Genomic DNA, 25,769 nt, shown 5'->3' on the forward strand with positions numbered 1-25,769 from the left:
AATTCCAGTGGCTCCTGTTTGGCCGAGTAAAGATAATTTATAAATCTGCTAGCCGGGAATCTGGGGGCATGCTAAAATAACTGTTCAACTTCCAACATACCCCTTGCCGGTGTGTTCCCTGCATCAGGCTGACGTTGCCCTTTCTTGATTGTGTATCGGGCCCGCGCCCGCCTCTGCGTTTATCTGTAACTTAGGTATAATTGATGTCTAATGACGCGCTGCCCGGTTTTAACGAACTGGGTCTTCCTGATTTTTTGCTGTCTTCCATTGAATACTCCACACCTTCCCCCATTCAGGCACAGACGATTCCTCTGCTGCTGGAAGGTCATGATCTTCTGGGTCAGGCCCAGACAGGTACCGGAAAAACAGCAGCTTTTGCCTTGCCTCTGCTGGCACGCCTGGAACTGAAGAGCAAACTGCCTCAGGTTCTGGTTCTGGCTCCCACCCGTGAACTGGCCATGCAGGTGGCCGAATCTGTCGAAAAATACGGTGCCCATCTCAAGGGCGTCAAGGTCGCCAACCTCTACGGTGGTGCCGAATATCGCGACCAGATGCGCGCACTGCGTTCTGGCGCTCAAATTGTTGTGGGCACACCCGGCCGGGTGATGGACCACATGCGTCGCGGCAGCCTGGATCTGTCCGAACTCCAGACCCTGGTTCTGGATGAAGCCGATGAAATGCTGCGCATGGGCTTTATCGATGACGTGGAATGGATTCTGGAACAGACGCCAGCCGAGCGTCAGGTGGTTCTCTTCTCGGCTACCATGCCGGATGCCATCCGTCGTATTGCCAAGCGTCACCTGAAAGAACCCAAGGAAGTGCGCATTGCTGCCAAGGCAAGAACTGCCGACACCATCACCCAGCGTGTCTGGATGGCTAATGGTCTGCCCAAGCAGGAAGCCCTGAGCCGTATTCTTGAAGCCGAGGATGCTGATGGTGTGATTATCTTTACCCGCACCAAGGCAGGCTGTGGTGACCTGGCTGATTTCCTCAATAGCCGTGGTTTCCGCGCTTCTGCCCTGCATGGCGATATGGCCCAGGCCCAGCGTGAGCAGGCGGTGGAAAAACTCAAACGCAGCCAGCTGGATATCCTGGTGGCAACCGATGTCGCGGCCCGTGGTCTGGATGTAGAACGCATTAGCCACGTTATCAACTATGATCCACCCCATGACAGTGAATCCTATGTTCACCGTATTGGTCGTACCGGCCGTGCCGGTCGTAGTGGTACCGCCATCCTCTTTGTCACGCCGCGTGAAAAGCGTCTGCTGTTCAATCTGGAGCGCAGCACCGGCCAGAAAATCCAGCCCATGGAACTGCCCAAGGCTGCGGTGATCAATGCCAAGCGTAGTGATCGCTTCAAAGAGCAGGTAGTGCATGCCATGCAGGCCAAGAATCTGGAAGACTTCCAGAAGCTGGTGGGTGAAATTCATGCCGAAACCGATGCCGATCCCCTGCAGATAGCAGCGGCTCTGGCCAAGATGGTTCAAGGCAACACACCGCTGTGGGTAGAAGACATCAAACCCCGTCCGATGCGTGAACGCACGCGTCGTGATGAAGGGCCCAAAGGCCGCCGTGGTGGACGTTCACGCGATCCTGAAGCAGGCATGAAGCGTTACCGCATGCCGATTGGCCGCAATCATGGCGTTAAACCCGCCAATATCGTGGGTGCGATTGCCAATGAAGCCAATATCTCCAGCCGTAATATCGGCCGTATCGATATTCAGCAGGACTTCAGCACCGTGGATCTGCCCGAAGGCATGCCCAAGGCTGTTTTCCAGGCTTTGTCCCGTGTGCGCGTTTGCGGCGTACCTCTGAACCTGACCAGTCGTGAAGGTTTTTCAGGCAAGGCCGGCAATGACGATGGCAACCGGGCTATTCGTCGCCGTTCAGCCTGATCCCTAAGCGCTGAATAAAAAAAGCCCGGAGCTAACTGCTCCGGGCTTTTTTGTGGCTAGCTGAAAATCAGGAGCGAATCGCCGCTACCGCTTCGGCACACTCGTGAATCAAACCGGGTCCACGGTAGATAAAACCGGAATAGAGCTGCACCAGGCTGGCACCGGCCTGGATACGCTCAACCGCATCCTCACCGCTGAAAATACCACCCACGCCGATAATCGGCAGTTCACCTTCCAGAGCCTCGTTCAGCTTGCGTGTCAGCAGGTTGGCTTTTTCCGTCAGGGGTTTCCCGGAAAGACCACCTTCTTCCTGACCGTGCTTCAGACCTTCCACCGCCGTTTTATCCAGGGTGGTGTTGGTGGCAATAACGCCATCCAGTTGCAATTCGCGCAGGGTCGTCGCCAGGCTTTGCATTTCTGCATCCTCCATGTCAGGAGCCACCTTCACCACCAGCGGCACATAACGCTGCTGCTCATCCGCCAGGCGCTTCTGGGCTTCCTTCAGAGGTTGCAGCAGGTCCTTCAGGGCTTCGCCATACTGAAGGCTGCGCAGGCCCGGTGTATTGGGGGAGGAGATATTCACCGTGACATAGTCGGCATCGGCATAAACCCCTTCCAGACCCAGCAGGTAATCATCCACGGCCTTCTCCACCGGAGTGGTCAGATTCTTGCCCAGGTTGATACCCAGCAGTCCACCATAGCTGCGTTTGCGAACCTGCTGCAGCAGATGATCCAGCCCTTTGTTGTTAAAGCCCATGCGATTGATGATGGCTTCCTGTTCCGGGATTCGGAAGAGGCGCGGCTTGGGATTGCCGGGCTGGGGACGGGGCGTCACCGTGCCCACTTCAATAAACCCGAAACCCAGGCTACCCAGGCTATTGATATGATCGGCATTCTTGTCCAGACCGGCAGCCAGCCCCACGGCATTGGGGAAAGTCAGTCCCATTACCTCTACCGGGGCGTCCAGCGCTGGGGCAACAAAAGGGCGGGTCAGGCGCAGGCGGTAGGCTGCATCCAGGCCCTCCAGAGCCAGCTGGTGAGCCGCCTCACCGGATAAGGAAAACAAGACTTTGCGTGCCAGTGAATACATGAAAAGACCCCTAGAAAGATGATTTGCCGCCATTATAGCAGTGACAGGAGGCAAGCGGGCAGGGCAGGATGGGGTTCCTCGGGGGTGGAATTAAAAAGCTTAAAAATCATTATCTTGCCTACAAAACCAGGACTTAAGTCCTGGTTTTTTCAGTGCCAAAGCACAAGAGTCAGCTGCCAGAGGAGCGACTAGGATGTTTTTAGCCCGGTTTTTTGGGATCGGGCCAAGACAGCAAAGCTAAAGATAATAACAAGAGGCACAAAAAATGATCTACGCACAACCCGGTCAACCCGAAGCAGTCGTCTCCTTCAAACCCCGTTACGAAAACTTTATTGGCGGCCAGTGGGTTGCCCCAGTCAAGGGCGCCTACTTCGAGAATATCTCACCCGTCACCGGCAAGGCCTTCTGTGAGATTCCCCGCTCCACGGCGGAAGACATTGAACTGGCCCTGGATGCCGCTCACCAGGCCAAAGCCGCCTGGGGAAAAACCTCGGTGACCGAACGTTCCAACCTGCTACTGAAAATTGCCGATCGCCTGGAGCAGAATCTGGAAGCCATTGCCGTTGCCGAAACCTGGGATAATGGCAAGGCCGTGCGTGAAACCCTGAATGCTGATGTTCCTCTGGCTGTGGATCATTTCCGCTATTTTGCCGGTGCCATCCGCGCCCAGGAAGGCTCGATCGGGGAAATTGATAACAATACCGTGGCCTATCATTTCCATGAGCCGCTGGGTGTTGTCGGTCAGATCATTCCCTGGAACTTCCCGCTGCTGATGGCGGCCTGGAAGCTGGCTCCTGCATTGGCCACGGGTAACTGCATCGTAATGAAGCCTGCCGAGCAAACCCCCTGGTCGCTGCTGAAATTCATCGAAGTGATTGAAGATCTGCTGCCTGCCGGTGTCCTCAACGTAGTCAATGGCATGGGTGCTGAAGCTGGCCAGGCCCTGGCCACCAGCACGCGCATTGCCAAGATCGCTTTCACCGGTTCCACACCTGTCGGCGCTCACATCATGAAATGCGCTGCGGAAAATATTATTCCTTCCACTGTGGAGCTGGGCGGCAAATCCCCCAACATCTTCTTCAAGGACGTGCTGGATCATGAAGACAGCTACCTGAGCAAGTGTGTGGAAGGGGTGGTGCTGGCCTTCTTTAACCAGGGTGAAGTTTGTACCTGTCCTTCGCGCCTGCTGATCCAGGAAGATATCTACGAAGACTTCATTGCTCGGGTGATCGAGCGTACTCGCCAGATCAAGCGCGGCAATCCGCTGGATACCGATGTCATGGTCGGTGCCCAGGCCTCCCAGGAGCAGTTCGACAAGATTCTCGGCTACTTTGATATTGGCCGTGATGAGGGCGCGGAAGTCCTGATGGGCGGCGACCGGGAAAAACTGGATGATGATTTCAGCACTGGTTATTACATCCAGCCGACCCTGCTGAAAGGCAACAACAAGATGCGGGTTTTCCAGGAGGAAATCTTTGGTCCGGTGGTGGCTGTGACCACCTTCAAGGACGAAGAAGAAGCCCTGGCTATTGCCAATGACTCGGAATTCGGTCTGGGTGCCGGCCTCTGGACGCGTGACATGAACCGCGCCTACCGTCTGGGTCGCGGCATCGAAGCCGGTCGTGTGTGGACTAACTGCTATCACCATTATCCTGCCCATGCCGCCTTCGGGGGCTACAAGAAGTCCGGTGTCGGTCGTGAAAACCACAAGATGATGCTGGAGCATTACCAGCAGACCAAAAACCTGCTGGTTAGCTACGACATCAATCCTATGGGCTTTTTCTAAGTCCTGGGGCTAAACTGGGCGGGATGGAAATTGGGAGTAGCTTATGACCTCTAGCCCGCCCTTACAGGCAGCCAGCTCTTCAGCCAGAGACCCCTGGCAGGCAGCAGAAGAACTGGCTGCAGATTTGAACCACCCGGATATAGGCTGGGTGGTTTTCTTTTGTTCGGTTGAATACGACCTGGAATCTCTGGCCGCAGCCTTGAACCACCATTTTCAGCAAATCGAGCTGGTGGGTTGCACCACTGCCGGTGAGCTGGGAAGCGAGGGCTATCTACAGGGTTCGATCACTGCCCTGGGCTGGAAACGCCAGCAGTTTTTTCTGGCGACCAGCTTGTTGCAACCCCTGGAAGATTTTTCCCTGGCAAGAGCCCAGCAGGAAGTCGAGCAGCTTCAGGCCCTCAGTCGTGCGGCCTTCCCCGAAGGCAGGCAGCAGTTTGCCATGACTCTGTTTGATGGCCTGTCCAGTCAGGAAGAACTGGTACTGGTGACGCTGAACGCAGTCTTGGGGTCGATACCGCATTTTGGCGGTTCAGCCGGGGATGACGTGCGCCTGGCCAATACCCATGTCTTCTGTCAGGGTGCCTTTCATACCCGTGCTGCGGTTTTGTTGCTCTTCACCACGCCTCTGCCTTTTGAGGTGTTTTCCACCCATCCCTTGCAACCTCTGGATAGCAAGCTGGTGGTCACCGAAGCCGATGCCAGTCAACGCCGGGTTTACGAACTCAATGCCGAACCGGCCGCCGAGGTTTATGCCCGCCTGACGGGTAAAGCTCTGGACGAGCTGACCCCGGAGGATTTTGCCTTGAATCCTCTGGCCGTCAAACTAGGGCAGGACTACTATGTGCGCTCCATCCAACAGATCAACCAGGATTTGAGCCTGACTTTCTACTGTGCCGTGGGCAAGGGCAGCGTTCTCACGGTGATGCGTCCCCAGCCGCTGTTACCGGATTTACAGCAGCAGCTGCTGGATATCCAGACGCGTATCGGCCCGGCTTTGATGACCCTGGGGTGTGACTGCTTTTTGCGTCGTCTGGAACTCCAGGCAGGGCAACAGGCCGAGGAGGCCAGGGCTTTCTTTCGCCAGCACCGGATTGTTGGCTTCAATACCTATGGCGAACACTTTGCCGGTTTGCATGTAAACCAGACGTTCACCGGCGTGGTTCTGGGAAGCGGCCATGTCTCCAGCTGATCAGGCCGCCCGGATCGAAGCCCTGGCGGAGGAAAACCGGCGTCTGAAAAAGATGAATGCCGCCCTGATTGAAAGAGTGGAAGCAGGCAGCAGTCTGGCAGCCACCCCCTACACGGCTTTTGAGCAGGCCGCAGCCCTGGCCGAACAGGTACGGGAAAGAACCCTGGAGCTGACCGAAGTCAACCAGCAGCTGCACCAGGAAATTCGTGAGCGCAAGGCTGTAGAGGCCCATCTGCTGGAAGCCAAGCGTGAAGCGGAAGAGGCTAATCTTTCCAAGACCAAGTTTCTGGCTGCGGTCAGCCATGATCTTCTGCAACCTCTCAATGCAGCACGCCTGTTTACCTCGGCCCTGGAAGAAAAAAACCTGGAAGCCGACCCACAAAAACTGGTCACCGCCGCCAGTCGCTCCCTGGCGGATGTGGAGTCCCTGTTACGCAGTCTGGTTGATATCTCCAAGCTGGATGCCGGTGCCGTGGAACCGGAAGTCACCCGCTTTGCCCTGGGCGAGTTACTGGATAACCTGGGCGCTGAATACCGCGAGGTGGCTGCCAGTGAAGGGCTGGATCTGCGCTGGGTGAGCAGCCGGGCCTGGGTTAAAAGTGACCGGCATCTGCTGGCGCGCATCCTGCGTAATTTTCTCGCCAATGCACTCAGATATACCCCGGCCGGTGGAAGGGTGCTACTGGGTTGCCGTTATCAGGGTTTGACCCTGCGACTGGAAGTCTGGGATAGCGGACGGGGCATTCCGGCAGATCAGTTACAAAGAATTTTTGGTGAGTTCCAGCGTGTGGATGCGGAGGACCGTCAGGCACGTGATCAGGGCTTGGGATTGGGACTGGCCATCGTCGACAAGATGGCGCGGATGCTGGGCCATCACGTCAGTGTGGCTTCCTGGCCGGGGCAGGGGTCCGTCTTTCGAATTCACTTGCCGCTGGTCGTGGCGTCAACCCCGGATAGGCTGCCGGATGCCAGCCAGTTATTGGGCCCTTCCCTGAAGGGGCAGGCTGTTTGGGTTCTGGATAATGATGCGGCCATCTGTGAAGGCATGTTGAGCCTACTCCAGCCCTGGGGCTGTCTGGTGACCACCGCTACCCGGGCTGAACACTTGGCTAACCGCCTGGAGGCCGGAGAGCGGCCCGAACTCTTGCTGGTGGATTATCATCTGGATGCTCAGGAAAACGGCCTGGAGGTGGCTGCCCGTTTACAGGAAGCTCTGGCAGAGGAATTACCGGTGATTATTATCACCGCCAACCCCGGTCAGGCGCTCAAGGCCGAAGCCAAACAGCGTGGCTATCATCTGCTCTACAAGCCCTTAAGGCCATTGCGGCTGCGTCAGCTACTCCACCACCTGCTGGGATGAAAAGTATTTTTGTGCCGCCAGGGCCAGCTGCACCCGGTTCTTGAAGCCCAGTTTGGCCAGAATGCCGGTGACATGCCCCTTGACGGTGGTTTCGGCCAGATTCAGATGCCAGGCAATCTGCTTGTTGGATTCCCCCAGTGCCATGCGTTCCAGCACCTTTTTCTGTTTACGGGTCAGCTGTTCAAAAATGGCAGGCGAGGGTTCTGGCGGGCTTGCCTTGGTAGGTGAGGAGACGTGCTGGTTGATGCTGGGTGGCAGATAGACCTGTCCGGCCAGGAGTTGTTGCAACGCTCTGACCAGCTCGCTTCTGGGCGAGGCTTTGGAGATAAAACCCATGGCACCGGCCTGCATGGCTTCAAGAACGGCCGTACGGCTATCCTCCGCCGACACCATGACCACAGGCAGGTCGGGGCGTTGTTGTTTGATTTCCACCAGCCCCTGAAAGCCCTGCATTCCCGGCATTTTCAAATCCAGAAGAAGCAGGTCAAGCTGATCCTCCTGTCGGGCTGTGTTCAGGGTGGAGGCCAGATCAGCCGTTTCCAGCAGGCAAGAACCGGGAAAACTGCTGGAGATCACCTCCATCAAGGCTTCACGAAAGAGCGGATGGTCGTCGGCAATTAAAAAACTATACACCCTGTTTTCTCCCGGGAAACCGCTGATGAACAACTGCGTAGAGGTGAAACTGACCTCAACCTACCCCTTGACTGCAACCTGCCCTCGTGATGTCAATCCAAGGCTTTCTAGCTGGATACCTTTTCCAGGGACACAAAACGCCCCTGATCATCATAGGTGATGCGAAAAAGGCCTTTGATGCCGTTGCCTTCAACCAGATTGCGCAGCAGACGGCGAGGGAAGATGACACTGCGCCCGTCAATGGATTGGGTGCGAACATTGAGCGCCTGGCTTTGATAAAACTCCAGGCACTCACTCACCCCCATATTCAGGCGCACATATACACTGGGCATTGTCGGAAATCAGCTACTCCGAATCAGTCACACTGAGAACGGCCAGCTGGCGCATGGCCACGGCAAACAAGGGATAACCAACATTAGTCCCTCCACGCACTTCGTGCAAGAGGTTTTGCCAGCGTTCCACCTGGGTGGCATAGCGTTGCAGCCACTGCTCCAGACGGGCTTCCAGATCACTGGCTCCGCCTTCCAGAGTGAGAAGACTGATGGTCAGCTGACGATGGCGGTCATCCAGTTCATCCCGGTAGGCTTCACGCGCCATGGCCTCCCAGCTGTCATGCACCGGCAGGTCCACGATCTGCTGTTTCAGCCAGGGCAGCAGCAATTGTTGCCCCAGCAGGAAGTAGGCCTCGGCGACCTGGGTCAGGGGTTGCTCGGTTTCTCTCTCGCCCTGAATGATATTCAGTGCCGAGTAGAGGTGACCGACACCGGCCAGACGATTGGCCAGATCCTCGGGGACGCCTCCGGCCATTAGCTGATCGCAGCGGATCTGCCAGGCCTGTTTTTCATCACCGCTCAGGCGTTGGGCCATCTGTTCGGTAATCAACTGCACCTTGGGTGCAAAATAGTCCACAGCTTCACGCGCGGTCAGACCGGCAAAGCGGTTGCGTACCAGCCAGCGAGTGGCCAGACGCATCATCCGGGTCAGGTCATGCATCAGCTGCAGTTGCAGGCTGGGATCGACCTGATGATCCAGAGCTTCGATGGAACCCCAGAGGCTGGCCAGATCAAAGACATCCCGTGCCACGGCATAGCCGCGAACGATGTCGGGAATACTCATGGCAGCGTTGTCCTTGAGGCGATGCACAAAGGCAATGCCCATGTGATCGACCAGCTCATTGACCAGCATGGTGGTGATCAGCTCGCGCTTGAGGCGGTGGTCTTCCAGCGGCTTGGCATAGTTTTCCAGAATCGCCTGGGGGAAGGCTCTTTTCAGGGCCTGACCCAGCCAGGGGTCTTCAGGGACTTCCGATTCCAGCACGGCATTCTTGATATCCGCCTTGGCATAGGCCAGCAGTACCGACAGCTCGGGGCGGGTCAGGCCGGTATGCTCGGCTTCGCGATCCTGCAACTCTTCATCACTGGGCAGGAATTCCAGCTCACGATCCAGCTTGCCTTCTTCCTCCAGCGTATTGATCAGGCGGCGGTAGTGGCCCAGGCTGTTGCGACTATCCAGCTCGGCAATGGCCAGCGCCTGCGCCTGGGTGTAGTTGTCCTTGAGCACCAGGGAGGCTACTTCTTCGGTCATCTGCTCCAGGAGTTCATCACGCTGCTTGCGTGTCAGATCACCAGCCTGCATCACCTGCTGCAGAAGAATCTTGATATTGACCTCATGGTCAGAACAGTTCACCCCACCGGCATTATCGATAAAGTCGGTATTAAAGCGTACCCCGGCCAGCGAAGCTTCGATGCGGCCCTTCTGGGTAAAGCCCAGGTTGCCGCCTTCACCCACGACCCGACAGCGCAGCTGACGGCCATCGATGCGCAGCACATCATTGGCCTTATCACCCACTTCGGCATGGGTTTCATCCCGACCCTTGACGTAGGTGCCGATACCGCCGTTCCAGACCAGATCAATCGGGGCCTGCAAGAGGGCATTGATCAGCTCGGTTGGCGTCATCTTGCTAGCCTGGATGCCAAAACGCTCCTGCATCTGCGGTGTAATCTGGATGCTCTTGGCATCGCGCGAGAAAACACCCCCGCCTTCGGAAATCAGCTTGCTGTCAAAATCATCCCAGGGCGAGCGTTCGCGGAACATCCGCTCTCTTTCCCGGTAGGTGGAAGCCGCATCCGGGTTGGGGTCGATAAAGATATGCTTGTGGTTAAAGGCGGCCACCAGACAGATGTGTTCGGACAGGAGCATGCCGTTACCAAAGACATCCCCGGCCATATCGCCGATGCCCAGAACGGTAAAGTTTTCCTTCTGGACATTGATGCCCATTTCGCGGAAGTGGCGCTGGACACTGACCCAGGCCCCGCGTGCGGTAATGCCCATCTTCTTGTGGTCGTAACCGGCACTGCCACCGGAGGCAAAGGCATCACCCAGCCAGAAGTCATAATCGGCAGAAATACCGTTGGCAATATCCGAGAAGGTGGCCGTGCCCTTATCGGCCGCGACAACCAGGTAGGTATCGTCTTCGTCCTGGCGCACTACGCGTGGGGGTGGCAACACCTCGCCCTGATTGAGGTTGTCGGTGATGTCCAGCAGACCCGAGATAAAGGTCTTGTAGCAGTTGATGCCCTCGGCCTGGAAGGCCTCGCGATCACTGGCATCCGGTAGCTGCTTGCAGATAAAGCCGCCCTTGGCACCCACAGGAACGATCACCGCATTCTTGACCTGCTGGGCCTTGACCAGACCCAGGACCTCGGTGCGGAAGTCCTCGTGGCGGTCGGACCAGCGCAGGCCGCCGCGCGCCACCTTGCCATAGCGCAGATGCACCCCTTCCACGCGTGGTGAATAAACGAAAATCTCGAAGCGTGGGCGTGGCTGGGGCATATCGCTGATGGCGCTGGGCTCCAGCTTGAAGCTGATGTAATCCTTGGCCTCACCCTGGGCCGTGTGCTGATAGAAGTTGCTGCGCAGGGTCGCTTCTATCAGCTCGACATAACGGCGCAGGATGCGGTCTTCACTGAGGCTGGCGACTTTTTCCAGGGCCTGGTCCAGGTGTTGCAGGCACTCATCGACCCGGGCCTTGGCAGCCGGATTGTCCGGGTTGAAGCGCAGGGAAAAGAGTTCCACCAGTTGGCAGGCCAGTTGTGGATGGTTGACCAGAGTGGCGGCGATATAATCCTGCGAGAAGGTGGAGCCGATCTGCTTCATGTAGCGGGCATAACCGCGCAGCAGGGCGACTTCACGCCAGTTGAGGCGGGCTGACAGCACCAGACGATTGAAGGCATCGCTTTCTGCCTGACCCAGCCAGGTCTTGAGGAAGGCATCCTGAAAGATGTCCTTGACCTGGGTGAGATCGAGGTTTTCCAGTCCCTTGACCGCCACTTCCAGCGAGAAATCATGCAGCCAGCAGGTTTCCTCGCCGCGGTGGATTTCATAGGGTCTTTCCCCCAGCACTCTCAGGCCCAGGTTTTCCAGAACCGGCAGCACATCGGAGAGCAGCAGTGGCTGGCTTTTCTGGAAGAGCTTGAAGCGCAGCTGGTCCGCTTCCTCAACAGTGCGATAAAGACTCAGAGCAATGGTTTTATCCGGCCCCAGTCCTTCAAAATGCTGGATGTCATTAACCGCATGGCGGGGGCTGAAGTCTTCGCAGTAGGCCGCGGAAAAGCCATCCTTGTAGAGGCGAATCAGGCGGTTGGCCGTTTCTTCACCCAGGCCTTCGGTCAGGGCTGTATGCAGGGAATCATTCCAGGAACGGGTGACATGAATGACCCGCTGCTCGATTTCCCGGGGATCGTAATCCGTGGCCTCGTCACCGCGGAAATGCAGAATATACTGGGTGCGGCAGAGAATGGACTCGGAGAAGTAGGTGGTGAACTCGACAAAATCGGCATCCAGGGCTTCACAGAGTACCTTCTGGGTTTTCTGGCGTACGTCGGTACTGTAGATATCACGTGGCATGTAGACCAGCACCGAGTAGAGCTTGCCGTAGGTATCCTTGCGGATAAAAACGCGGATCTTGCGTCTTTCACGCAGGTTGAAGATGCCCAGGGCTGTTTTGGTCAGTTCATCGGTGTCGATCTGAAAGAGGTCGTCACGCGGGTAGACGTCCAGAATCTGCAGCAGCTGGCGGCCATTGTGGGCATTAACGCGCATTCCGGCGCGGCGCACCACGGCTTCCACCTTCTGGCGCAAGACCGGAATATGCCGGGGTGTCTGAATATAAACGGCCGAGGTATAAAGCCCCATAAAGCGCAGCTCGCCCTTGACCTGTCCCTGCTCATCAAAGGTTTTGATGCTGATGAAATCGGGATGGGCAGGGCGGTGGACCCGGGATTTATGCGGGGCCTTGGCAAAACTCAGCAGATCAGGGATGAGAACAAAGGGGTTTTCGTTGAGACTGGATTCGGGAAAGCAGTTTTTTCTGACCTTATAGTTGAGCAGGCCCAGGCTTTCATCTTCAACCCGGCAGAGCTGGCGTTCGCCGTCCTTGTCCTGGAGTTCGTATTTTTCAAAGCCGAGAAAGGTAAAGTGGTCATCGGTCAGCCATTCCAGGAACTCGGCGGCCTCTTCAATGTTTTCCGGCTCCAGTTTCTTGCCCAGCAGCTTTTGCACTTTCTTATCACGGAGCTGCTTGCCGGCAGCCAGAGCCTGGTCACGCATGGCATCAAAATCACCCACAGCCGTTCTGACCTCGGCCAGAATATCCAAAAGGGTGGTGTGCAGACCCTCGATTTCATCGTCGCTCAAGCGATCGATTTCAATCAAGATCAGGGATTCCTCATGACCCTTGCTGTCATCGGCAGGCAGGAGTTGTTTGAGCTCTCCCTTGGCGCTGCGCTCGCTATTGAGGATGGCATTGTGAATCGTGTGCAGGGTCAGATTACGGTGGTTCAACTCCATGCGCATGGAGTCGACCAGAAACGGCATATTGGGGTTAAGTACCTGGATCAGGGTATGCGAGGATTGCCAGCCATCCTTTTCAAAATCGGGATTGAAAATCCGCAACTTGGGTTCCGTCAGTTGGCCCTGGCGGGGGCGGGTGTATTCCTGCAAAAAATTCCACAGGGAAACCGTGGTGCCGTAGAAGGTTTCATCCGGCCAGAGAGAAAGTTCATCCACTGCAGCGGTTTCATAAAGCTGCTGGGCAAAATCCATCACCTGATCACAGGTGGCTTCCGGCAGGTGGCGAGACAAGGGTTCCCTGAGCGTACCGATCAATTCCAATAGGGCGGTTTGCATTTTTTGCATGGTGACTCAATCCTCTTTGTTCTTGGTGGCCCTGTTTGTTCGGGGAAGCCGAATAAACAACTGCCGTGTTATGCTGTATCCATCAAAACGCTTATTGCCTTTCCGAGCAAGTGCTCATGCTCTCTTTGCATGGAGGATGCTGTTTAGGGAAGAGCTTGAGAAACAACTGTTTACCCCCTGATTTGCAGTCTTTTCTGAGCCACAAGGGTTGCTCAGCGGGTTGATCAGATGTTCCTTAAAACCTTGATCTAGGCCTGCCGGGGTGGGCTTGATGACTGCCAGAAACCGGCGACCTGACTGCTGCTCCTGATACAAGGCTTTTAAACACAGGATAGACCAGAGACGATGAGTGTCCATGCCCGTTTTTCCCAGTTACAACAACAGCTCAATGATAAAGTAATCGGTCAGCAGGCCCTGGTGCAACGTTTGTTGCTGGCTTTACTCGCTGATGGTCATCTACTGGTCGAAGGTGCCCCCGGCCTGGCCAAGACCCGGGCCATCCAGCAGCTGGCGCAGCAACTGGAAGTCAGCTTCCAGCGCATCCAGTTTACACCGGATCTGCTACCGGCCGACCTGACCGGGACGGAGATCTTCCGGCCCCAGACCGGCGAATTCAATTTTCATCCCGGCCCGCTGTTCAACCAGTTCGTGCTGGCGGATGAAATCAACCGGGCACCGGCCAAGGTGCAGTCCGCCCTTTTGGAAGCCATGTCCGAACGCCAGATCAGCCTGGGTGATGAAACCCGCTCGCTGGATGCTGTTTTCCTGGTGATGGCCACCCAGAACCCTCTGGAGCAGGAAGGCACCTACCCACTGCCCGAAGCGCAACTGGACCGTTTTCTCATGCACACCTGGGTCAGCTATCCCTCCACCGAGGAGGAGCTGGCAATTCTGCGTCTGGTGCGTGAAGAGCTGGTCGAGACCAGCGATGAACCCGTTGCCGGACCCTTGACCCGCGAGAGTGTCCTGACGGCTCGGCGGGAAGTGCAAAATGTCTATCTGGCCGAGCCTCTGGAAAGATATCTGGTGGATCTGGTTCAGGCAACCCGCCGTCCCGGTCTCTATGATGCTCAACTGGATGCCTGGCTGGAGCTGGGTGCCGGTCCGCGCGCCAGTCTGGCTTTGGATCGCTGTTCCCGGGCCCTGGCCTGGCTCAAGGGGCGTGCTGAAGTCCTGCCCGAAGATATTCAGGAATTGGCTCCGGATATTCTGCGCCATCGCCTGCTTTTGAGTTTTGAAGCCCAGGCGGATGGCATCAGTCGTGATGCCATTATCCAGCGTCTTCTGAGTCTGGTTGCCGTGGCATGAGGCAGCCCGCCGCTCTGAGCGTCAGCCTGCGTGAACTCCGGGGGTTGCAGGCTCCGGCCGCAGCCATGAGTTTGCAGCATCTGCTCAAGGGGCGGGTGCCTGCTGCTGAAGGGCGTGTCATTAACCAAGCCGGGCGTGGGCTGGAATTTCACGAAGTGCGCAATTATCAGCCGGGCGATGATCCCCGCTACCTGGATTGGAAGGTCACGGCGCGACGAGGGCAGGCCTACACCCGCGTATTTGCCGATGAGCACCAGCGACCGGTGGCCCTGTTTGTGGATCAAACCTCGCAATTGCAATTCGGCTCCCTGGCCAGCAAGGCGGTTATTGCCGCTAGGCTGGCGGCCCTGCTCGGCTGGACCGCCGTGGGCGACAAGGAAAAAGTCGGCGGCTGGATAGAAACCGATCAGGGTAGCTACTGGCAGAGTCCCCGGGCCGGATCGGCTGCCTATTTACGTTGGCTTAAACGCCTGACGGAATGCAATCAGCAGTTGGGCTCCCTGCAGGCTTTACCCCCCGGCCAGTTGGATCGTGCCCTCAAGGGATTCATGCAACGCTTGCCAGCTTCCAGTCTGGTCATTATTCTCAGCGACTTTCGCAACTGCCGGGATACCCGTCTCCTGCAGCAGCTGGCGCGTCGCCATGCCCTTCTGGTGATTCAACTGACCGATCCGCTCGACCAGCAATTGCCGGATCTGGATGCAGCGGTCGAGATTGAAGGGGAGCAGCAACCTCTGGATGCCAGCATCAGGGAAGCCTGGCCTCAGATCTTCAGGGAGCAGCAAGCCCGACTACGCCAGGCACTGGGACGCCAGGGGCGTTTTCTGGAAATTTCGACCCGTCAGGAGCAGCAGCTGCCCGAGCTGTTGTTACCCGGATACAACAGGAAACTTTCTGCAAACAAGGTAAGATAGCCACCCCGGCTGGAACTGAAAGTAAATTATGAATCTAGAAGAACTCAAACAACTGGCAGCACCTCTGATTCCTCCCTATGCACCCGAGCAATGGCCACCCCAACCCTGGGTCTGGTGGCTGCTTGGTGGTCTGCTGTTCCTGCTGCTGTGCCTTTTCTGGTGGCGCTGGTACAAGCGCACCCGTACGCGTCGTTATGCTTATCGTGAACTTGAAGCCATCCACGAGCGTTACCAGGCTAGCGAGGACCCTCAGCGCTATCTGTATGAACTTAATTTGCTGCTCAGACGTATTGCCGTACGTAATTTCCGCCGCGAAAAGGTGGCTGCCCTGACCGGGGAAGACTGGCTGGATTTTCTGGATTGGAGCCGGGGTCGCAAAAAAGGCAAGGACCCGGGTTTTCGTGAAGGCAGTGGCAAGGTTCTCGCCTGGGGTGCCTATCAGGCTGAACCGGACAGCTTTGATGCTGACAGCCTGCAACTGCTGGTGCGGGCATGGATACGTCGGCAAACCTGATCCTGGCCTGGCCCTGGGCCCTGCTGCTGGCTTTTCTGCCTTGGATCAGCCAGCGGCTGCTGGCCTACCTGGGGCTAAAGACCCGTTCTGCAGCGGCCCTGAAACTGCCCGGCCAACCCCTTACGACCCCTTCCTCTCTGTCCTGGCAATCCTGGCGTACACGCCTGTCGCCCTGGTATGGCCTCTGGCTACTGCTGGTGTTGGCCTTGGCGCGTCCGGAATGGCAGGGGCAGGAAATAGAATTTCCGCAGCAAAGTCGTGAATTGATGTTGGCCGTGGATGTATCCGGCAGCATGCAAGAGATCCTGGATGGGCGTACCCGCCTGGATCAGGTCAAAAGCGTGGTCGAGGATTTTGTTCGCCAGCGCAGCCAGGATGAGCTGGGGCTGGTGGTTTTCGGTGCCCAGGCCTACCTTTACGTACCCAAAACACGCGATCACCAACTCCTGCTGCAACAGCTGGATACCCTGAGGCCCAATATGGCCGGACAGGGGACCGCCATCGGCGATGCCCTGGGGGTCAGCCTGCAAGCACTGGAGGAAAGTCAGGGTGAACCCGCCATCCTCTTATTGACTGACGGGGCCAACAATGCCGGTTTGCTGAGCCCACCCGAAGCACTGCAAATGGCTTCTGCCGCCGGTGTCAGAACTCATCTGGTGGTGGTCTCCCTGAATCCCGAAGCCAGTCTCACCGAAAGTGTGCATTCCACCGGCGGTGAAGTTTTTTCCGCTTTCAGCCGACGCGAGCTGGCCGAAGTCTACCAGCACCTGGATGAATTGGAGCCGGCCACGGTGATCCGCCGTTTCAGTCCGGCAATTCCGCTGGGGCCCTGGTTGGTACTAATCGGGTTGCTGGGCAGCGGCTGGCTGCTGCGCGACTCCCTGAGGAGGCGTTGGTATGTTTGAGTTTATGGCCCGCCCCTGGTTATTGCTGCTGGCCCCGTTGATCTATTCGTTGATCAAGCTGGCTTTTGAGCGCTGGCGGCCGGTCTCCTGGGAAAGCTGGCTGGCCCCGGGTCTGGCCGAGCGTCTGCTGGCAGGCTCGCAAACCAGCAATCCCCGACCCCGGCTGGATACCTGGCTGGTGGCTGCCCTGGTTACCGTATTGCTGAGCCTCTATCTGGCTGGCATCGGCTATTCCCTGCCCATGGATGAATTGCAACGCCAACGTCAGGAAGTGGTAATCATCCAGCAGTTGTCGCCGCCCGAACCCGGTCAGACGGCCAGCCTGGAACTTCTGGAAGAAGGCCAACAACTGCTGGTGCCTTTTCTGAATGCACGTAAACAGGGGCAGACCGCACTGATTTTCTACGCCGGTAGTGCTCATCTGGCCAGCCCCATGACCCGTGATGCCCGTAACCTGCGTCAACTCTTGAGTCTGGCTCACCCTTCGGTGATGCCACTGGCTGGCAACCGCCCGGATCTGGCTTTCAAGCTGGCTAGTGAAACCGGTCAGTTGGGCGCTTCAACCGCCGGGGCGGCGGCTCCGCTTTACTGGATTTGGATCACTCGGCAACTGCCTTCGCAGGTGGAGCTGCTGACCCTGATGAACCCCAAGCCACAGGCGGCAGAACTGCTGATAATTGCACCCGACCAGGACCCGGAAAAAGCAGCGGTCCTCAACCAGATCAGCTATGTCACCCTGCTTACGCCTGCCCAGGCCCGCTCTTATCTGATCCGACTCAACCGGCCCGAGGGCGTCGCCGATCTTGACGAAGCCACCGATCAACGCCTGTTCCAGGAATTGGGTCACGGTTTGCTACTGCCTGCACTTCTGCTGCTCTTGTGGCAGTACCTGGGTCAACCCTGGCCTTCCCGAAACAAGACTTCGGCTATCTTGCTGCTGGTGGGTCTGGGCAGCAACCTCTTGCTGACAACTCCGGCGCAGGCGTTTGACTGGCAGGGAGATGACTACCTGGCCTGGAAAGCCGTGCAGGAAGGCCGCGCTGAAGCAGCCCTGGAACTCACCGATCTGGCCTATTTAAAAGCTCAGGCCTGGTTTCAAATGGGTGACTATGCCCGAGCGGCCCAAGCCTATCAGCAGGCCCTGGAAAATCCGCCTGAAAACTCCAGAGACCGGCTGGATTTAATGTTCAACGCTGGTACGGCTTTGCTGTTTGCCGGGGAGTTTCAAGCCTCCCTGGATTTACTACAGGAGGTATTACAGCAGGATGCTGAACGCGAGAAAGCCTGTATCAATGCCTATCTGGCGGAACAGCTATTGCAGGGGCGACCCTTGCCCGCATCCCCCCAGGAAGCCGCTGCTGGCTGTCAGGGCGGTGAGGATTCCTCTTCCTCGGGGGAGAGTGAGGAGCAGCAAGAGGAGGAAAACCGTGATGCCTCGTCTGCGACTGAACAGCAGAACCAGGCCACGGCCAACAGCTGGAAGCCTCGTTATCAGCAAAATTGCGACAACTGCCTGCCCTTGAATGAAGCCCAGCAGCAAACCCTGGATCAGTTGGAAGAAGACCCCTGGCAATTGCTGCGAAACCGTTTTCGGGATGAATTGCAGGAGCAGCAACGATGATCCGATGGCTGCTGATCGTGTTACTGCTTTTAATCACCCCTCTGGCGCAGGCGGTGATCATGACCCTGAGTCAGCCGCAGATTGAAGCTGGCGGACGGCTGGATATGCTGGTGGAAACCCGTAGTAGTCAGGCTGAAGAGCCGGAGCTGGAATGGCCCTCCAGCTGGGATGCCCATCTTTTGCTGGTGGATCGTCATCATCAGGTACAACAGCTGCCACGGGGTGACTATCAGCACCGCTGGTTACTGACCTGGGAACACCAGCAGCCGGATAGCATCAGCCGCACCCTGCAGTTACCTCCCTTGAGTGTCCAGGGGCAGGAAGCCCAGCTGTTGCGACTGAAAATCCAGGCCCGTCGCCCACCCCGAACGGCTGCACAACCACCGTTGGACCCGCTACAAATCAGCCACAGCATCACCAGTCAGCAGGTCTATCCGGGACAAAGCCTTTTGTATGAACTGGTGATTCGCTACCAGGGCTATCCCAGTAATCCACGCCTGAGTCAGCTGGAAGTCGAGGGTGGTCATTCGCGCAGTCTGGGCGAAGGCAAGGAAGAAGGCTATCGCGACAGGGGCCTGCATTGGCAGGAAGCCCGCTGGCAGGAAATCGTGCAAATCCGTGAAGCCCCTGCACGCATCCAGCCGCGCTATTTCAGCACTCGGCTTAATCGGGCCGGTCAGAGTGGCGGCCAGCTCTATGAAGCCCAGACTTCATCGCTGGAGTTGGAGGTACTGCCATTGCCAACCAGCTGGCCGGATAGGAAAACCTGGTTGCCTGCCGAGGAAGTGAGTGTCAGCGCCCGCTGGTCGGATCTTCCCGGTGTGCCCCGCGTGGGCCAGCCGTTGGAGCTGGAAGTGCGTTTGCTGGCTACAGGTCAGCAGTCACGCAGTCTGCCCCTGTTTCAACCACCCAGCAGGCCCGATTTTCAGGTCGAGCGCCTGTCAGAAGAACGCAAGGATCGTGTTCTTCACGGCCAGCTGGAAGGTGAACTCCTGCAAAAACTCCTGATCTATCCGGCCCAGGCCGGTGATTTCCAGCTGCCGCCCCTGGAGGTGGACTGGTGGAATACCCGCAGGCACCAGCGTGAAACCCTGCGGGTGGACTTGCCCCCGCTGCGGGTAGAGGCTGCACTTAATCCGTCAGAGGTAGCTGCCCCTATTACCGGCTCCGGTGAGCAGGTGTCCTCTGCCTCTTTCTGGTGGCGTCTGGCATTGGCGCTGGTCTGGGTGGGGGTTCTGGCGCTGATCCTGGCAGCTGCAGTGCTGGCTTACCGCCAGACGAATCGGGCCCGCTTGAAGCGCTACCTGCACCAGGGGCCGGATACCTGGTCCCACGCCGAGCTTTTGGATTTAGCCCAGAGTTGGGGGCTGCAAAAAGAACTGGAGCCTCTGATGGTTCAGGCCGCAGCCGGTAAAGCCATGAGTCGCAAAGCCTTGCAGCAATACCTCTTGGCAGGAAAGAAGAAAAACAAAAAAGGGGCGGCCCTGCCGCCCCTGAATCCCTGAAAATCAGATATCGAGCTTTTTGATTTTGGGAGTGAGTACGCCCTTGACCACCTGCCAGGTCACGGCCAACGCCCCCACAATAAAGATCACATCACCAAAGGTGCGTATCCAGCGCAAGGCATGCAGAAGATCCTGCTGCATAAAGGCTTCACTGCGTGCATACCAGAGACCTTCGCTGGCACTGGCATAAAACTGGATAAAGCCAATGGGCAAAAGACTGGTAAAGAGCATCAGTAAAAGACCGATGTTCAGCCACCAGAAGGCGGTTTTCATCAGGCGCTCGCTGAACTGGAGATTCGGCCGCAGATAGCGCAGCAAAAGCAGGCAGAAGCCCAGCGCCAGGAAACCGTAAACCCCAAAGAGTGCAGCATGCGCATGCGTAGGCGTGGTGTTCAGACCCTGGATATAATATAGGGCGATGGGCGGATTGATCATAAAACCAAAGACCCCGGCACCCAACAGATTCCAGAAGGCAACGGCCACGAAAAACAGCAGGGGCCATTTCAAACGCTGCATCCAGGCTGCTTTTTCTTGCAGACGCCAGTTATGCCAGGCCTCATAACCCAATACCACCAGTGGAACCACCTCCAGGGCACTGAAGGTCGCGCCCACCGCCATAACTGGCGTCGTGGTGCCCGCAAAATACAGATGGTGGAAGGTGCCGGGAATCCCGCCGATTAGAAACAGGCAGGTTGAAGCCAGACTGGCAGCCGTGGCTGTAATGCGATTAACCAGCCCCAGGTTGTAGAAAATAAAGGCCAGGGAGACGGTAGCAAAGACTTCAAAAAAGCCCTCGACCCAGAGGTGAACCACCCACCAGCGCCAGTATTCCATCACCGATAGATGGCTGCGCTCGCCATAGAAAAGACCGGCCCCATAGAAAAGACCCACCGCCAATACCGAGGCCACGAAAAGAGCCAGCAGGTTCTTGTCACCCTCGGCCTTGAAGGCAGGCAGCATGCCCCTGAGCATCAATACCAGCCAGAATAGAATGCCGACAAACTTGAGGATTTGCCAGAAGCGCCCCAGATCCAGGTACTCATAACCCTGATGGCCCAACCAGAAACTCAGTTCCGGGGGCAGTTTCTGGGCGATGGCCAGCCAGTTGCCGATAAAGGTGCCTGCCGTGACTGCGACCAGGGCCCAGAAGAGCAGATCAACCCCCAGTTTTTGGAATTTGGGGTCTTTGCCGCCATTAATGATGGGTGCCAAAAAGAGACCCGCCGCCAGAAAGGCCGTGGCTATCCAGAACATGGCCGCTTGAAGATGCCAGGTTCTGACCAGGGAATAGGGGAACCATTCGCTCGTGTTCAGGCCGTAAAAACCTCCGCCTTCCACGGTATAGTGCGCAGTAAAACCGCCCAATAAAACCTGTAGGGTAAATAGAGCCACCACCACCAGCAAATACTTACCCAGGGCTTTTTGCGAAGGGGTTAATTGCACCAGGCTTAAAGGGTCCTGATTCGGGGTTTGGGGTTCGTCTTCCTCTTTTTTGCGCAAAAAGGCCCAGCCCCAGATGAGAAAACCCACCCCAGCAATCAGCAGCACAATACTGATAATCGACCAGATCAGGTTTTCAGCGGTGGGCTGGTTATCAATCAAAGGCTCATGCGGCCAGTTATTGGTGTAGGTCACATCACTGTCGGGGCGGTTGGTTGCTGCTGCCCAGGCCGTCCAGAAGAAAAATTCCGTCATGGCTTCACGCCGCGTTTCCGACGGCAGCGTCAAATTTTTCATGGCATAGTTGGCCCGGGTGGAAGCCAACTCGGGGGCATCCCCGAACAGCCGCATGTAATAATCGGCCGTTTCTTGAATCGCCTGATAACGCCGTTCCGTCAGTCTCAGGGTCGAGGTTTCGGCATCATAGGTATTGGTTCGATAAGCTTCCTTGAGGTCGTACTCCAGGCTATTTTGCTGACGCTTACTCAGCTCCGCATAGTGACGACCGTATTCATCCTGGGCCGCCAGATCCAGCCAGGCCAGGAGCTCCCGGTGTAGCCAGTCGGCAGTCCAGTCCGGCGCCTGGTAGGCACCATGACCCCAAATCGAGCCCAGTTGCATCCCACCAATCGACTGCCAGGCAGTCTGGCCTTCAAGGATGGAATCCCGGGTCATGATGGTGCCCGCCTGGGGAGTAACCACTTCTTCCGGCAAGGGCGGTGCCTTGCGGTAAACTTCTCGGCCAAAAAAGCCGAGTAATGCAAAGGTGACGAGTAGAATACCAATCAACAGCCACCAGAGCTTCTTGTATTGGGCCATGAACGATCTCCTTGGCTTCAATAGGGACGGTATGAAAACTGCACCTCTCCCAAAGCAAATCGCTTGCCAAGTTGTAAGTGATTGAAAGTAATGGTTTTAATAGGATTGAGGGTTAATGTTACCCAGTAATAAGAGGGTCAAATTAACCCCAAGGGTGAAAATAACCCTGATCAGAAGCTGAAAACTTGAGGAAAAGAGCCGATGGAAGCCTATGTACTGATTAAACACCTGCATATGACAGCAGCCTATCTGACGGCAGGTTTATTTCTATTGCGAGTGAGTCTGGATGCCCTGGGCAAGACAGGTTGGCGACTCACCCCCTTGCGCTGGTTACCCCATATCAATGACAGCCTGTTGCTGGTGGCTGCACTTTTGCTCTTGGCCCTAAGCGGCTGGATGCCGGGTGTGCATGCCTGGCTTACCTTCAAACTGGTATTGCTAGTCGGCTATATCCTGGCAGGCTGGGTGGCCCTGCGTCAGGGGCTGGCTAAGCCCTGGCGACTGCTGGGTGCTCTCTTGGCTCTGGCCCAGTTAGCGGGCATCTTTTTTCTGGCTATCCACAAGCCCGTTTTTTAAGGGTAGAATCAACCCTGTTTGATGTGGTTTTTTTAACCCTGAATGACCGGATAGTCTATGCTCTCTTCCCTCTTGCTGGCAGACCTGACCACCGAACTGACGCCAGCCGTGCGTTTTCAACGCCTGCTGCAGTGGCTTAAACAGGAATTTCAGTGCGGAGCTGTCGCTCTGCTGAAAAAGGAGGAAGAAGTTCTGCGTCCTCTGGCTGTGGAAGGGCTGGTCAAGGAAACCCTGGGGCGACGCTTTCGCATTGCCCAGCATCCACGTCTGGCAACCCTGCTGAGCAGCCGCGAACCGATTATCTTTGATCCCAAGAGCGAGGTTCCCGATCCCTACGATGGGCTGCTGGATTCTCTGGAAGGTCAGCCCCTGCCGGTACATGATTGCATGGGCGTGAGTCTCTATCTGGATGGTCGCCAGTGGGGCGTGCTGACACTGGACTCCCTGGATGCCGGTACTTTTGATCTTGCCGCCAAAAACAATCTGCATGAAGCCACGCTTCTGATCGAAGCCCTGATTCGAGTAACGCAATTGGAGCAGGAGCGCCTGGGGCTGCGCAGTCTTTCCCGCCAGAATGATACCTTTATGGCCTCGGCAGTTAGCGGCAGCTCGGAGATTATCGCCCAAAGCCCCTTGGTCACCAGCCTGCTGCAGGAATTGGATGTCGTCGCCCAGTCGGATCTGCCCTTGCTGCTGCTGGGGGAAACCGGTGTGGGCAAAGAGCTGTTCGCCCGTTTTGTGCATCAGCATTCACAACGCGCCGAGCAGCCGATGCTGCATATCAACTGCGCGGCCCTGCCGGAAACCCTGGCCGAAAGTGAGCTCTTTGGTCATGCCAAGGGCGCTTTTTCCGGGGCCAGCCAGGATAGACCCGGCAAGTTTGAATCAGCCCACGGCGGCACCCTGTTTCTGGATGAAGTGGGTGAACTGCCCCTGACCATTCAGGCCAAGCTGTTACGAGTTCTGCAAAGTGGCGAGATACAGCGCCTGGGTTCGGATACCACCCGCCAAGTCGATGTACGCATTATTGCCGCCACCAACCGTCATCTTCAGGAAGCTGTCAAAAAAGGCGATTTTCGTGCTGATCTCTATCATCGCCTGTCGGTTTATCCGGTGCCCCTACCACCCTTGCGGGAAAGAACCGAGGATATCCTCCTGCTAGCTGGCCATTTTCTGGAACTCAATGCACGGCGATTGGGTTTGCGCTGTCTACGCCTTTCCGCTGCCGCAGAAGCCGCTTTGCTGCACTACCCCTGGCCGGGCAATGTGCGCGAACTGGAGCATGTCATCAGTCGCGCCGCCTTAAAGACCCTGGCCCGCCAAAATACTACCGGCAGCAGCTGGATTACCCTGGAACCCGAAGAGCTGGATCTCAACCTAGATTCGCGGCTTGCCATTAAAGATCAACAGGAAACGCCTGCATCCAGCAAGTCGCTTTTGCCCATGAAGCAGCAACTGGAGATCTGCCAGCGGCAGGCCATCCAGGAAGCGCTGGATACTGCGCAAGGCTCCTGGGCCGAGGCGGCGCGTCTACTGCAAGTGGATTCCAGCAACCTGCACAAACTGGCCAAGCGTTTAAATCTGAAATAGGGGGAGAGGCTTTATGAGCAGCTGGTATCAGACAACCCTGCAACTAGCACCCAAAAAGCGCGGCTTTCACCTGATTACCGGGGAGCTGCTGCAACAGGTGCCGGAAATTCGATCCATCCAAACCGGGTTGCTGCACCTGTTTTTGCAGCACACCTCGGCCTCACTGACGGTGAATGAAAATGCCGACCCGGCGGTGCGCCGGGATTTTGAAGTCTTCTTCAATCGCTTGATCCCGGAAAACCAGCCGGGTTATGAACACACCTACGAAGGCAGCGATGACCTGCCTGCCCATTTTAAATCCAGCCTGTTAAGTCCTTCCCTGACCCTGCCGGTAACCGGGGGTAATCTCAACCTAGGCACTTGGCAGGGCATCTACCTGTGCGAACATCGCAATCATGGCGGCAGTCGACGTTTGGTGGTTACCCTACAGGGAGAAAGGTTTTAGCCAGCTTTTCCTGAGGGAGGTTGTAAGGCTGAGGTTAGCAATACATCCAGCCAATGATTGCTTTCCTTTTGTGTTGCCTGGGTGAAACGGGCCATTTCATTAGCCAAGCGATCCCTGTTTTTTGTATTTCGGAGATAATGATCGAATAGGTGTTCTCGTGTCCCGGATTCAAGCAGGTTGGCCATTTCTTCACCCAGCTTCATGGCAGCAGCCAATTCCATATCCCAGCCCTGAGCTTCCATCTGGCCTTCTTCAAAAAGTTGCTCCTGAACAAGAGGGATTTTTGCATAACTGTAGATCAGATAGTGAAGGTCGCTGGCATCTTTGGCTCGTATTTCAACCGGACGATCCAGCCAGGAAATAAGTTTCAGAAGTACCATGCCAACGGGAGAGGCCACGGGTAAAACCAGTGAGGGATCTTCGTGGATTTGAACTTGCCAGGCACCCTTGTGGGCCTCCTTGAAACCCAGCAAGCTCATTCTTGTTGTATGGTCCGGTGGCCAACTGAGTAGATCGTTAGGTGCCACCTCTCCAAAAGGAAGAATATCAACCTCCCAGGGATGGTATACCGAATACGCGATTAAGTCGGTGAGGGCGTCGTCTATCTTTCTGGAAGCCGGATTCAAGCAGGGCACTTTTCAGATTTTCAAACGCATCCCAGTTGGCAACTTTGATTGCAAAATCTATATCCTGAGTTGCTCGTTGCAAGTGAACCCCAAAGGCTTTCACTAGAATCAGGTCGCGGGCTGTTGCTCCAACAACCAGATAGGGAATATTGAGTGCCAGACTTTGCTGATGAATGCTTCGAAAAATGAGAAGTTGTTCTTCTTCTAGGGAGCCTCTGATTAACGTGATGTGTAGTGGTTCAATGATTCTGGACACCAGCGTAGGTGGTAAGATCACCACCATAAACGAGGTGTCTGATGACCAGAAAACGACGTTCCTTTACTCCTGAGTTCAAGCAGGAAGCAGCCAGCCTGGTG

General features: G+C 56.5%; 20 protein-coding genes. 13 read left to right on the forward strand and 7 right to left on the reverse strand.

Features of this window, described 5'->3' with window-relative positions; all coding sequences use genetic code 11:
* Nucleotides 1–203 precede the first annotated feature (203 nt).
* Entirely contained in the window at nucleotides 204–1,895 is a 1,692-nt protein-coding gene (locus DFK18_RS10300; RefSeq protein ID WP_114418175.1) for a DEAD/DEAH box helicase, read from the forward strand.
* A 67-nt stretch (nucleotides 1,896–1,962) separates the two neighbouring features.
* Here DFK18_RS10300 and DFK18_RS10305 read toward each other — a convergent pair whose 3' ends face one another.
* Nucleotides 1,963–2,985 (reverse strand): quinone-dependent dihydroorotate dehydrogenase, encoded by a 1,023-nt coding sequence (locus tag DFK18_RS10305; RefSeq protein WP_114418176.1) that lies wholly within the window; start codon nucleotides 2,983–2,985, stop codon nucleotides 1,963–1,965.
* A gap of 265 nt (nucleotides 2,986–3,250) precedes the next feature.
* Here DFK18_RS10305 and exaC point away from each other — a divergent pair, with 265 nt between their 5' ends.
* The 3 genes from exaC to DFK18_RS10320 are packed head-to-tail and all read left to right on the forward strand — an operon-like array spanning nucleotide 3,251 to nucleotide 7,320.
* On the forward strand, nucleotides 3,251–4,771 hold the full coding sequence (gene exaC / locus DFK18_RS10310) for an acetaldehyde dehydrogenase ExaC (protein ID WP_114418177.1): 1,521 nt from the start codon (nucleotides 3,251–3,253) through the stop codon (nucleotides 4,769–4,771).
* 43 nt (nucleotides 4,772–4,814) lie between these two features.
* Complete coding sequence (gene nosP / locus DFK18_RS10315; RefSeq protein ID WP_114418178.1) at nucleotides 4,815–5,960, forward strand: nitric oxide-sensing protein NosP; 1,146 nt, start codon at nucleotides 4,815–4,817, stop codon at nucleotides 5,958–5,960.
* Nucleotides 5,947–7,320 carry a hybrid sensor histidine kinase/response regulator gene (locus DFK18_RS10320; RefSeq protein WP_114418179.1) on the forward strand — a complete coding sequence of 458 codons (1,374 nt, stop codon included), beginning with the start codon at nucleotides 5,947–5,949 and terminating at the stop codon, nucleotides 7,318–7,320. The genes nosP and DFK18_RS10320 overlap by 14 nt, the downstream gene beginning before the upstream one ends.
* Here the strand turns inward: DFK18_RS10320 and DFK18_RS10325 are convergent.
* The 3 genes from DFK18_RS10325 to DFK18_RS10335 all read right to left on the reverse strand — a co-directional run bounded on the left by DFK18_RS10325 (nucleotide 7,297) and on the right by DFK18_RS10335 (nucleotide 13,149).
* Entirely contained in the window at nucleotides 7,297–7,953 is a 657-nt protein-coding gene (locus DFK18_RS10325) for a response regulator (protein WP_114418180.1), read from the reverse strand. The two genes, DFK18_RS10320 and DFK18_RS10325, sit on opposite strands and share 24 nt — an antisense overlap.
* 107 nt (nucleotides 7,954–8,060) lie before the next feature.
* The gene (locus DFK18_RS10330; protein ID WP_114418181.1) at nucleotides 8,061–8,285 is read right to left on the reverse strand and encodes a DUF2835 family protein; all 225 of its coding nucleotides are present in this window, start codon (nucleotides 8,283–8,285) and stop codon (nucleotides 8,061–8,063) included.
* A 13-nt stretch (nucleotides 8,286–8,298) separates the two neighbouring features.
* Nucleotides 8,299–13,149 (reverse strand): NAD-glutamate dehydrogenase, encoded by a 4,851-nt coding sequence (locus DFK18_RS10335; protein WP_114418182.1) that lies wholly within the window; start codon nucleotides 13,147–13,149, stop codon nucleotides 8,299–8,301.
* A 345-nt stretch (nucleotides 13,150–13,494) separates the two neighbouring features.
* On the opposite strand from DFK18_RS10335, the gene DFK18_RS10340 reads away from it, so the two are divergent.
* From DFK18_RS10340 to DFK18_RS10365, 6 genes are read left to right on the forward strand one after another with little or no spacing between them, the layout of a single operon-like run.
* Nucleotides 13,495–14,457, forward strand: coding sequence for an AAA family ATPase (locus DFK18_RS10340; RefSeq protein WP_114418183.1), 963 nt, complete (start codon nucleotides 13,495–13,497; stop codon nucleotides 14,455–14,457).
* Nucleotides 14,454–15,371, forward strand: coding sequence for a DUF58 domain-containing protein (locus DFK18_RS10345; RefSeq protein ID WP_114418184.1), 918 nt, complete (start codon nucleotides 14,454–14,456; stop codon nucleotides 15,369–15,371). The genes DFK18_RS10340 and DFK18_RS10345 overlap by 4 nt, the downstream gene beginning before the upstream one ends.
* Before the next feature lie 28 nt (nucleotides 15,372–15,399).
* Nucleotides 15,400–15,885, forward strand: a complete 486-nt coding sequence (locus DFK18_RS10350; protein ID WP_114418185.1) for a DUF4381 domain-containing protein — start codon at nucleotides 15,400–15,402, stop codon at nucleotides 15,883–15,885.
* Complete coding sequence (locus DFK18_RS10355) at nucleotides 15,864–16,790, forward strand: vWA domain-containing protein (RefSeq protein WP_114418186.1); 927 nt, start codon at nucleotides 15,864–15,866, stop codon at nucleotides 16,788–16,790. Before DFK18_RS10350 ends, DFK18_RS10355 begins: the two co-directional genes overlap by 22 nt.
* On the forward strand, nucleotides 16,783–18,411 hold the full coding sequence (locus DFK18_RS10360) for a hypothetical protein (protein WP_114418187.1): 1,629 nt from the start codon (nucleotides 16,783–16,785) through the stop codon (nucleotides 18,409–18,411). Before DFK18_RS10355 ends, DFK18_RS10360 begins: the two co-directional genes overlap by 8 nt.
* On the forward strand, nucleotides 18,408–19,916 hold the full coding sequence (locus DFK18_RS10365) for a BatD family protein (RefSeq protein ID WP_114418188.1): 1,509 nt from the start codon (nucleotides 18,408–18,410) through the stop codon (nucleotides 19,914–19,916). The genes DFK18_RS10360 and DFK18_RS10365 overlap by 4 nt, the downstream gene beginning before the upstream one ends.
* A gap of 3 nt (nucleotides 19,917–19,919) precedes the next feature.
* On the opposite strand, the gene DFK18_RS10370 is transcribed toward DFK18_RS10365, so the two are convergent.
* The gene (locus DFK18_RS10370; protein ID WP_114418189.1) at nucleotides 19,920–22,175 is read right to left on the reverse strand and encodes a nitric-oxide reductase large subunit; all 2,256 of its coding nucleotides are present in this window, start codon (nucleotides 22,173–22,175) and stop codon (nucleotides 19,920–19,922) included.
* Nucleotides 22,176–22,376: 201 nt separating this feature from the next.
* On the opposite strand from DFK18_RS10370, the gene DFK18_RS10375 reads away from it, so the two are divergent.
* The 3 genes from DFK18_RS10375 to DFK18_RS10385 are packed head-to-tail and all read left to right on the forward strand — an operon-like array spanning nucleotide 22,377 to nucleotide 24,786.
* On the forward strand, nucleotides 22,377–22,751 hold the full coding sequence (locus DFK18_RS10375) for a SirB2 family protein (RefSeq protein WP_114418190.1): 375 nt from the start codon (nucleotides 22,377–22,379) through the stop codon (nucleotides 22,749–22,751).
* A 57-nt stretch (nucleotides 22,752–22,808) separates the two neighbouring features.
* Complete coding sequence (norR, locus tag DFK18_RS10380; RefSeq protein ID WP_114418191.1) at nucleotides 22,809–24,341, forward strand: nitric oxide reductase transcriptional regulator NorR; 1,533 nt, start codon at nucleotides 22,809–22,811, stop codon at nucleotides 24,339–24,341.
* Between the two features lie 13 nt (nucleotides 24,342–24,354).
* Nucleotides 24,355–24,786, forward strand: a complete 432-nt coding sequence (locus tag DFK18_RS10385; protein WP_114418192.1) for a secondary thiamine-phosphate synthase enzyme YjbQ — start codon at nucleotides 24,355–24,357, stop codon at nucleotides 24,784–24,786.
* Here the strand turns inward: DFK18_RS10385 and DFK18_RS10390 are convergent.
* A complete protein-coding gene (locus tag DFK18_RS10390) occupies nucleotides 24,783–25,265 on the reverse strand; it encodes a hypothetical protein (RefSeq protein ID WP_114418193.1) in 483 nt (160 codons plus the stop codon). The genes DFK18_RS10385 and DFK18_RS10390 overlap by 4 nt on opposite strands.
* Before the next feature lie 67 nt (nucleotides 25,266–25,332).
* Nucleotides 25,333–25,695, reverse strand: coding sequence for a hypothetical protein (locus tag DFK18_RS10395; protein ID WP_162299762.1), 363 nt, complete (start codon nucleotides 25,693–25,695; stop codon nucleotides 25,333–25,335).
* Between the last annotated feature and the right edge of the window lie 74 nt (nucleotides 25,696–25,769).

Source organism: Marinospirillum perlucidum (assembly GCF_003336805.1).
In the GTDB taxonomy this organism is placed as follows: Bacteria; Pseudomonadota; Gammaproteobacteria; order Pseudomonadales; family Halomonadaceae; genus Marinospirillum; species Marinospirillum perlucidum.

Excerpts from the sequence above, each read along its gene's own strand:
- DFK18_RS10300 (WP_114418175.1), top strand. The coding sequence starts at position 204 with ATGTCTAATGACGCGCTGCCCGGTTTTAACGAACTGGGTCTTCCTGAT.
- DFK18_RS10305 (WP_114418176.1), bottom strand. The coding sequence starts at position 2,985 with ATGTATTCACTGGCACGCAAAGTCTTGTTTTCCTTATCCGGTGAGGCG.
- exaC (WP_114418177.1), top strand. The coding sequence starts at position 3,251 with ATGATCTACGCACAACCCGGTCAACCCGAAGCAGTCGTCTCCTTCAAA.
- nosP (WP_114418178.1), top strand. The coding sequence starts at position 4,815 with ATGACCTCTAGCCCGCCCTTACAGGCAGCCAGCTCTTCAGCCAGAGAC.
- DFK18_RS10320 (WP_114418179.1), top strand. The coding sequence starts at position 5,947 with ATGTCTCCAGCTGATCAGGCCGCCCGGATCGAAGCCCTGGCGGAGGAA.
- DFK18_RS10330 (WP_114418181.1), bottom strand. The coding sequence starts at position 8,285 with ATGCCCAGTGTATATGTGCGCCTGAATATGGGGGTGAGTGAGTGCCTG.
- DFK18_RS10335 (WP_114418182.1), bottom strand. The coding sequence starts at position 13,149 with ATGCAAAAAATGCAAACCGCCCTATTGGAATTGATCGGTACGCTCAGG.
- DFK18_RS10340 (WP_114418183.1), top strand. The coding sequence starts at position 13,495 with ATGAGTGTCCATGCCCGTTTTTCCCAGTTACAACAACAGCTCAATGAT.
- DFK18_RS10345 (WP_114418184.1), top strand. The coding sequence starts at position 14,454 with ATGAGGCAGCCCGCCGCTCTGAGCGTCAGCCTGCGTGAACTCCGGGGG.
- DFK18_RS10350 (WP_114418185.1), top strand. The coding sequence starts at position 15,400 with ATGAATCTAGAAGAACTCAAACAACTGGCAGCACCTCTGATTCCTCCC.
- DFK18_RS10355 (WP_114418186.1), top strand. The coding sequence starts at position 15,864 with ATGGATACGTCGGCAAACCTGATCCTGGCCTGGCCCTGGGCCCTGCTG.
- DFK18_RS10360 (WP_114418187.1), top strand. The coding sequence starts at position 16,783 with ATGTTTGAGTTTATGGCCCGCCCCTGGTTATTGCTGCTGGCCCCGTTG.
- DFK18_RS10365 (WP_114418188.1), top strand. The coding sequence starts at position 18,408 with ATGATCCGATGGCTGCTGATCGTGTTACTGCTTTTAATCACCCCTCTG.
- DFK18_RS10370 (WP_114418189.1), bottom strand. The coding sequence starts at position 22,175 with ATGGCCCAATACAAGAAGCTCTGGTGGCTGTTGATTGGTATTCTACTC.
- DFK18_RS10375 (WP_114418190.1), top strand. The coding sequence starts at position 22,377 with ATGGAAGCCTATGTACTGATTAAACACCTGCATATGACAGCAGCCTAT.
- norR (WP_114418191.1), top strand. The coding sequence starts at position 22,809 with ATGCTCTCTTCCCTCTTGCTGGCAGACCTGACCACCGAACTGACGCCA.
- DFK18_RS10385 (WP_114418192.1), top strand. The coding sequence starts at position 24,355 with ATGAGCAGCTGGTATCAGACAACCCTGCAACTAGCACCCAAAAAGCGC.
- DFK18_RS10390 (WP_114418193.1), bottom strand. The coding sequence starts at position 25,265 with ATGAGCTTGCTGGGTTTCAAGGAGGCCCACAAGGGTGCCTGGCAAGTT.
- DFK18_RS10395 (WP_162299762.1), bottom strand. The coding sequence starts at position 25,695 with ATGGTGGTGATCTTACCACCTACGCTGGTGTCCAGAATCATTGAACCA.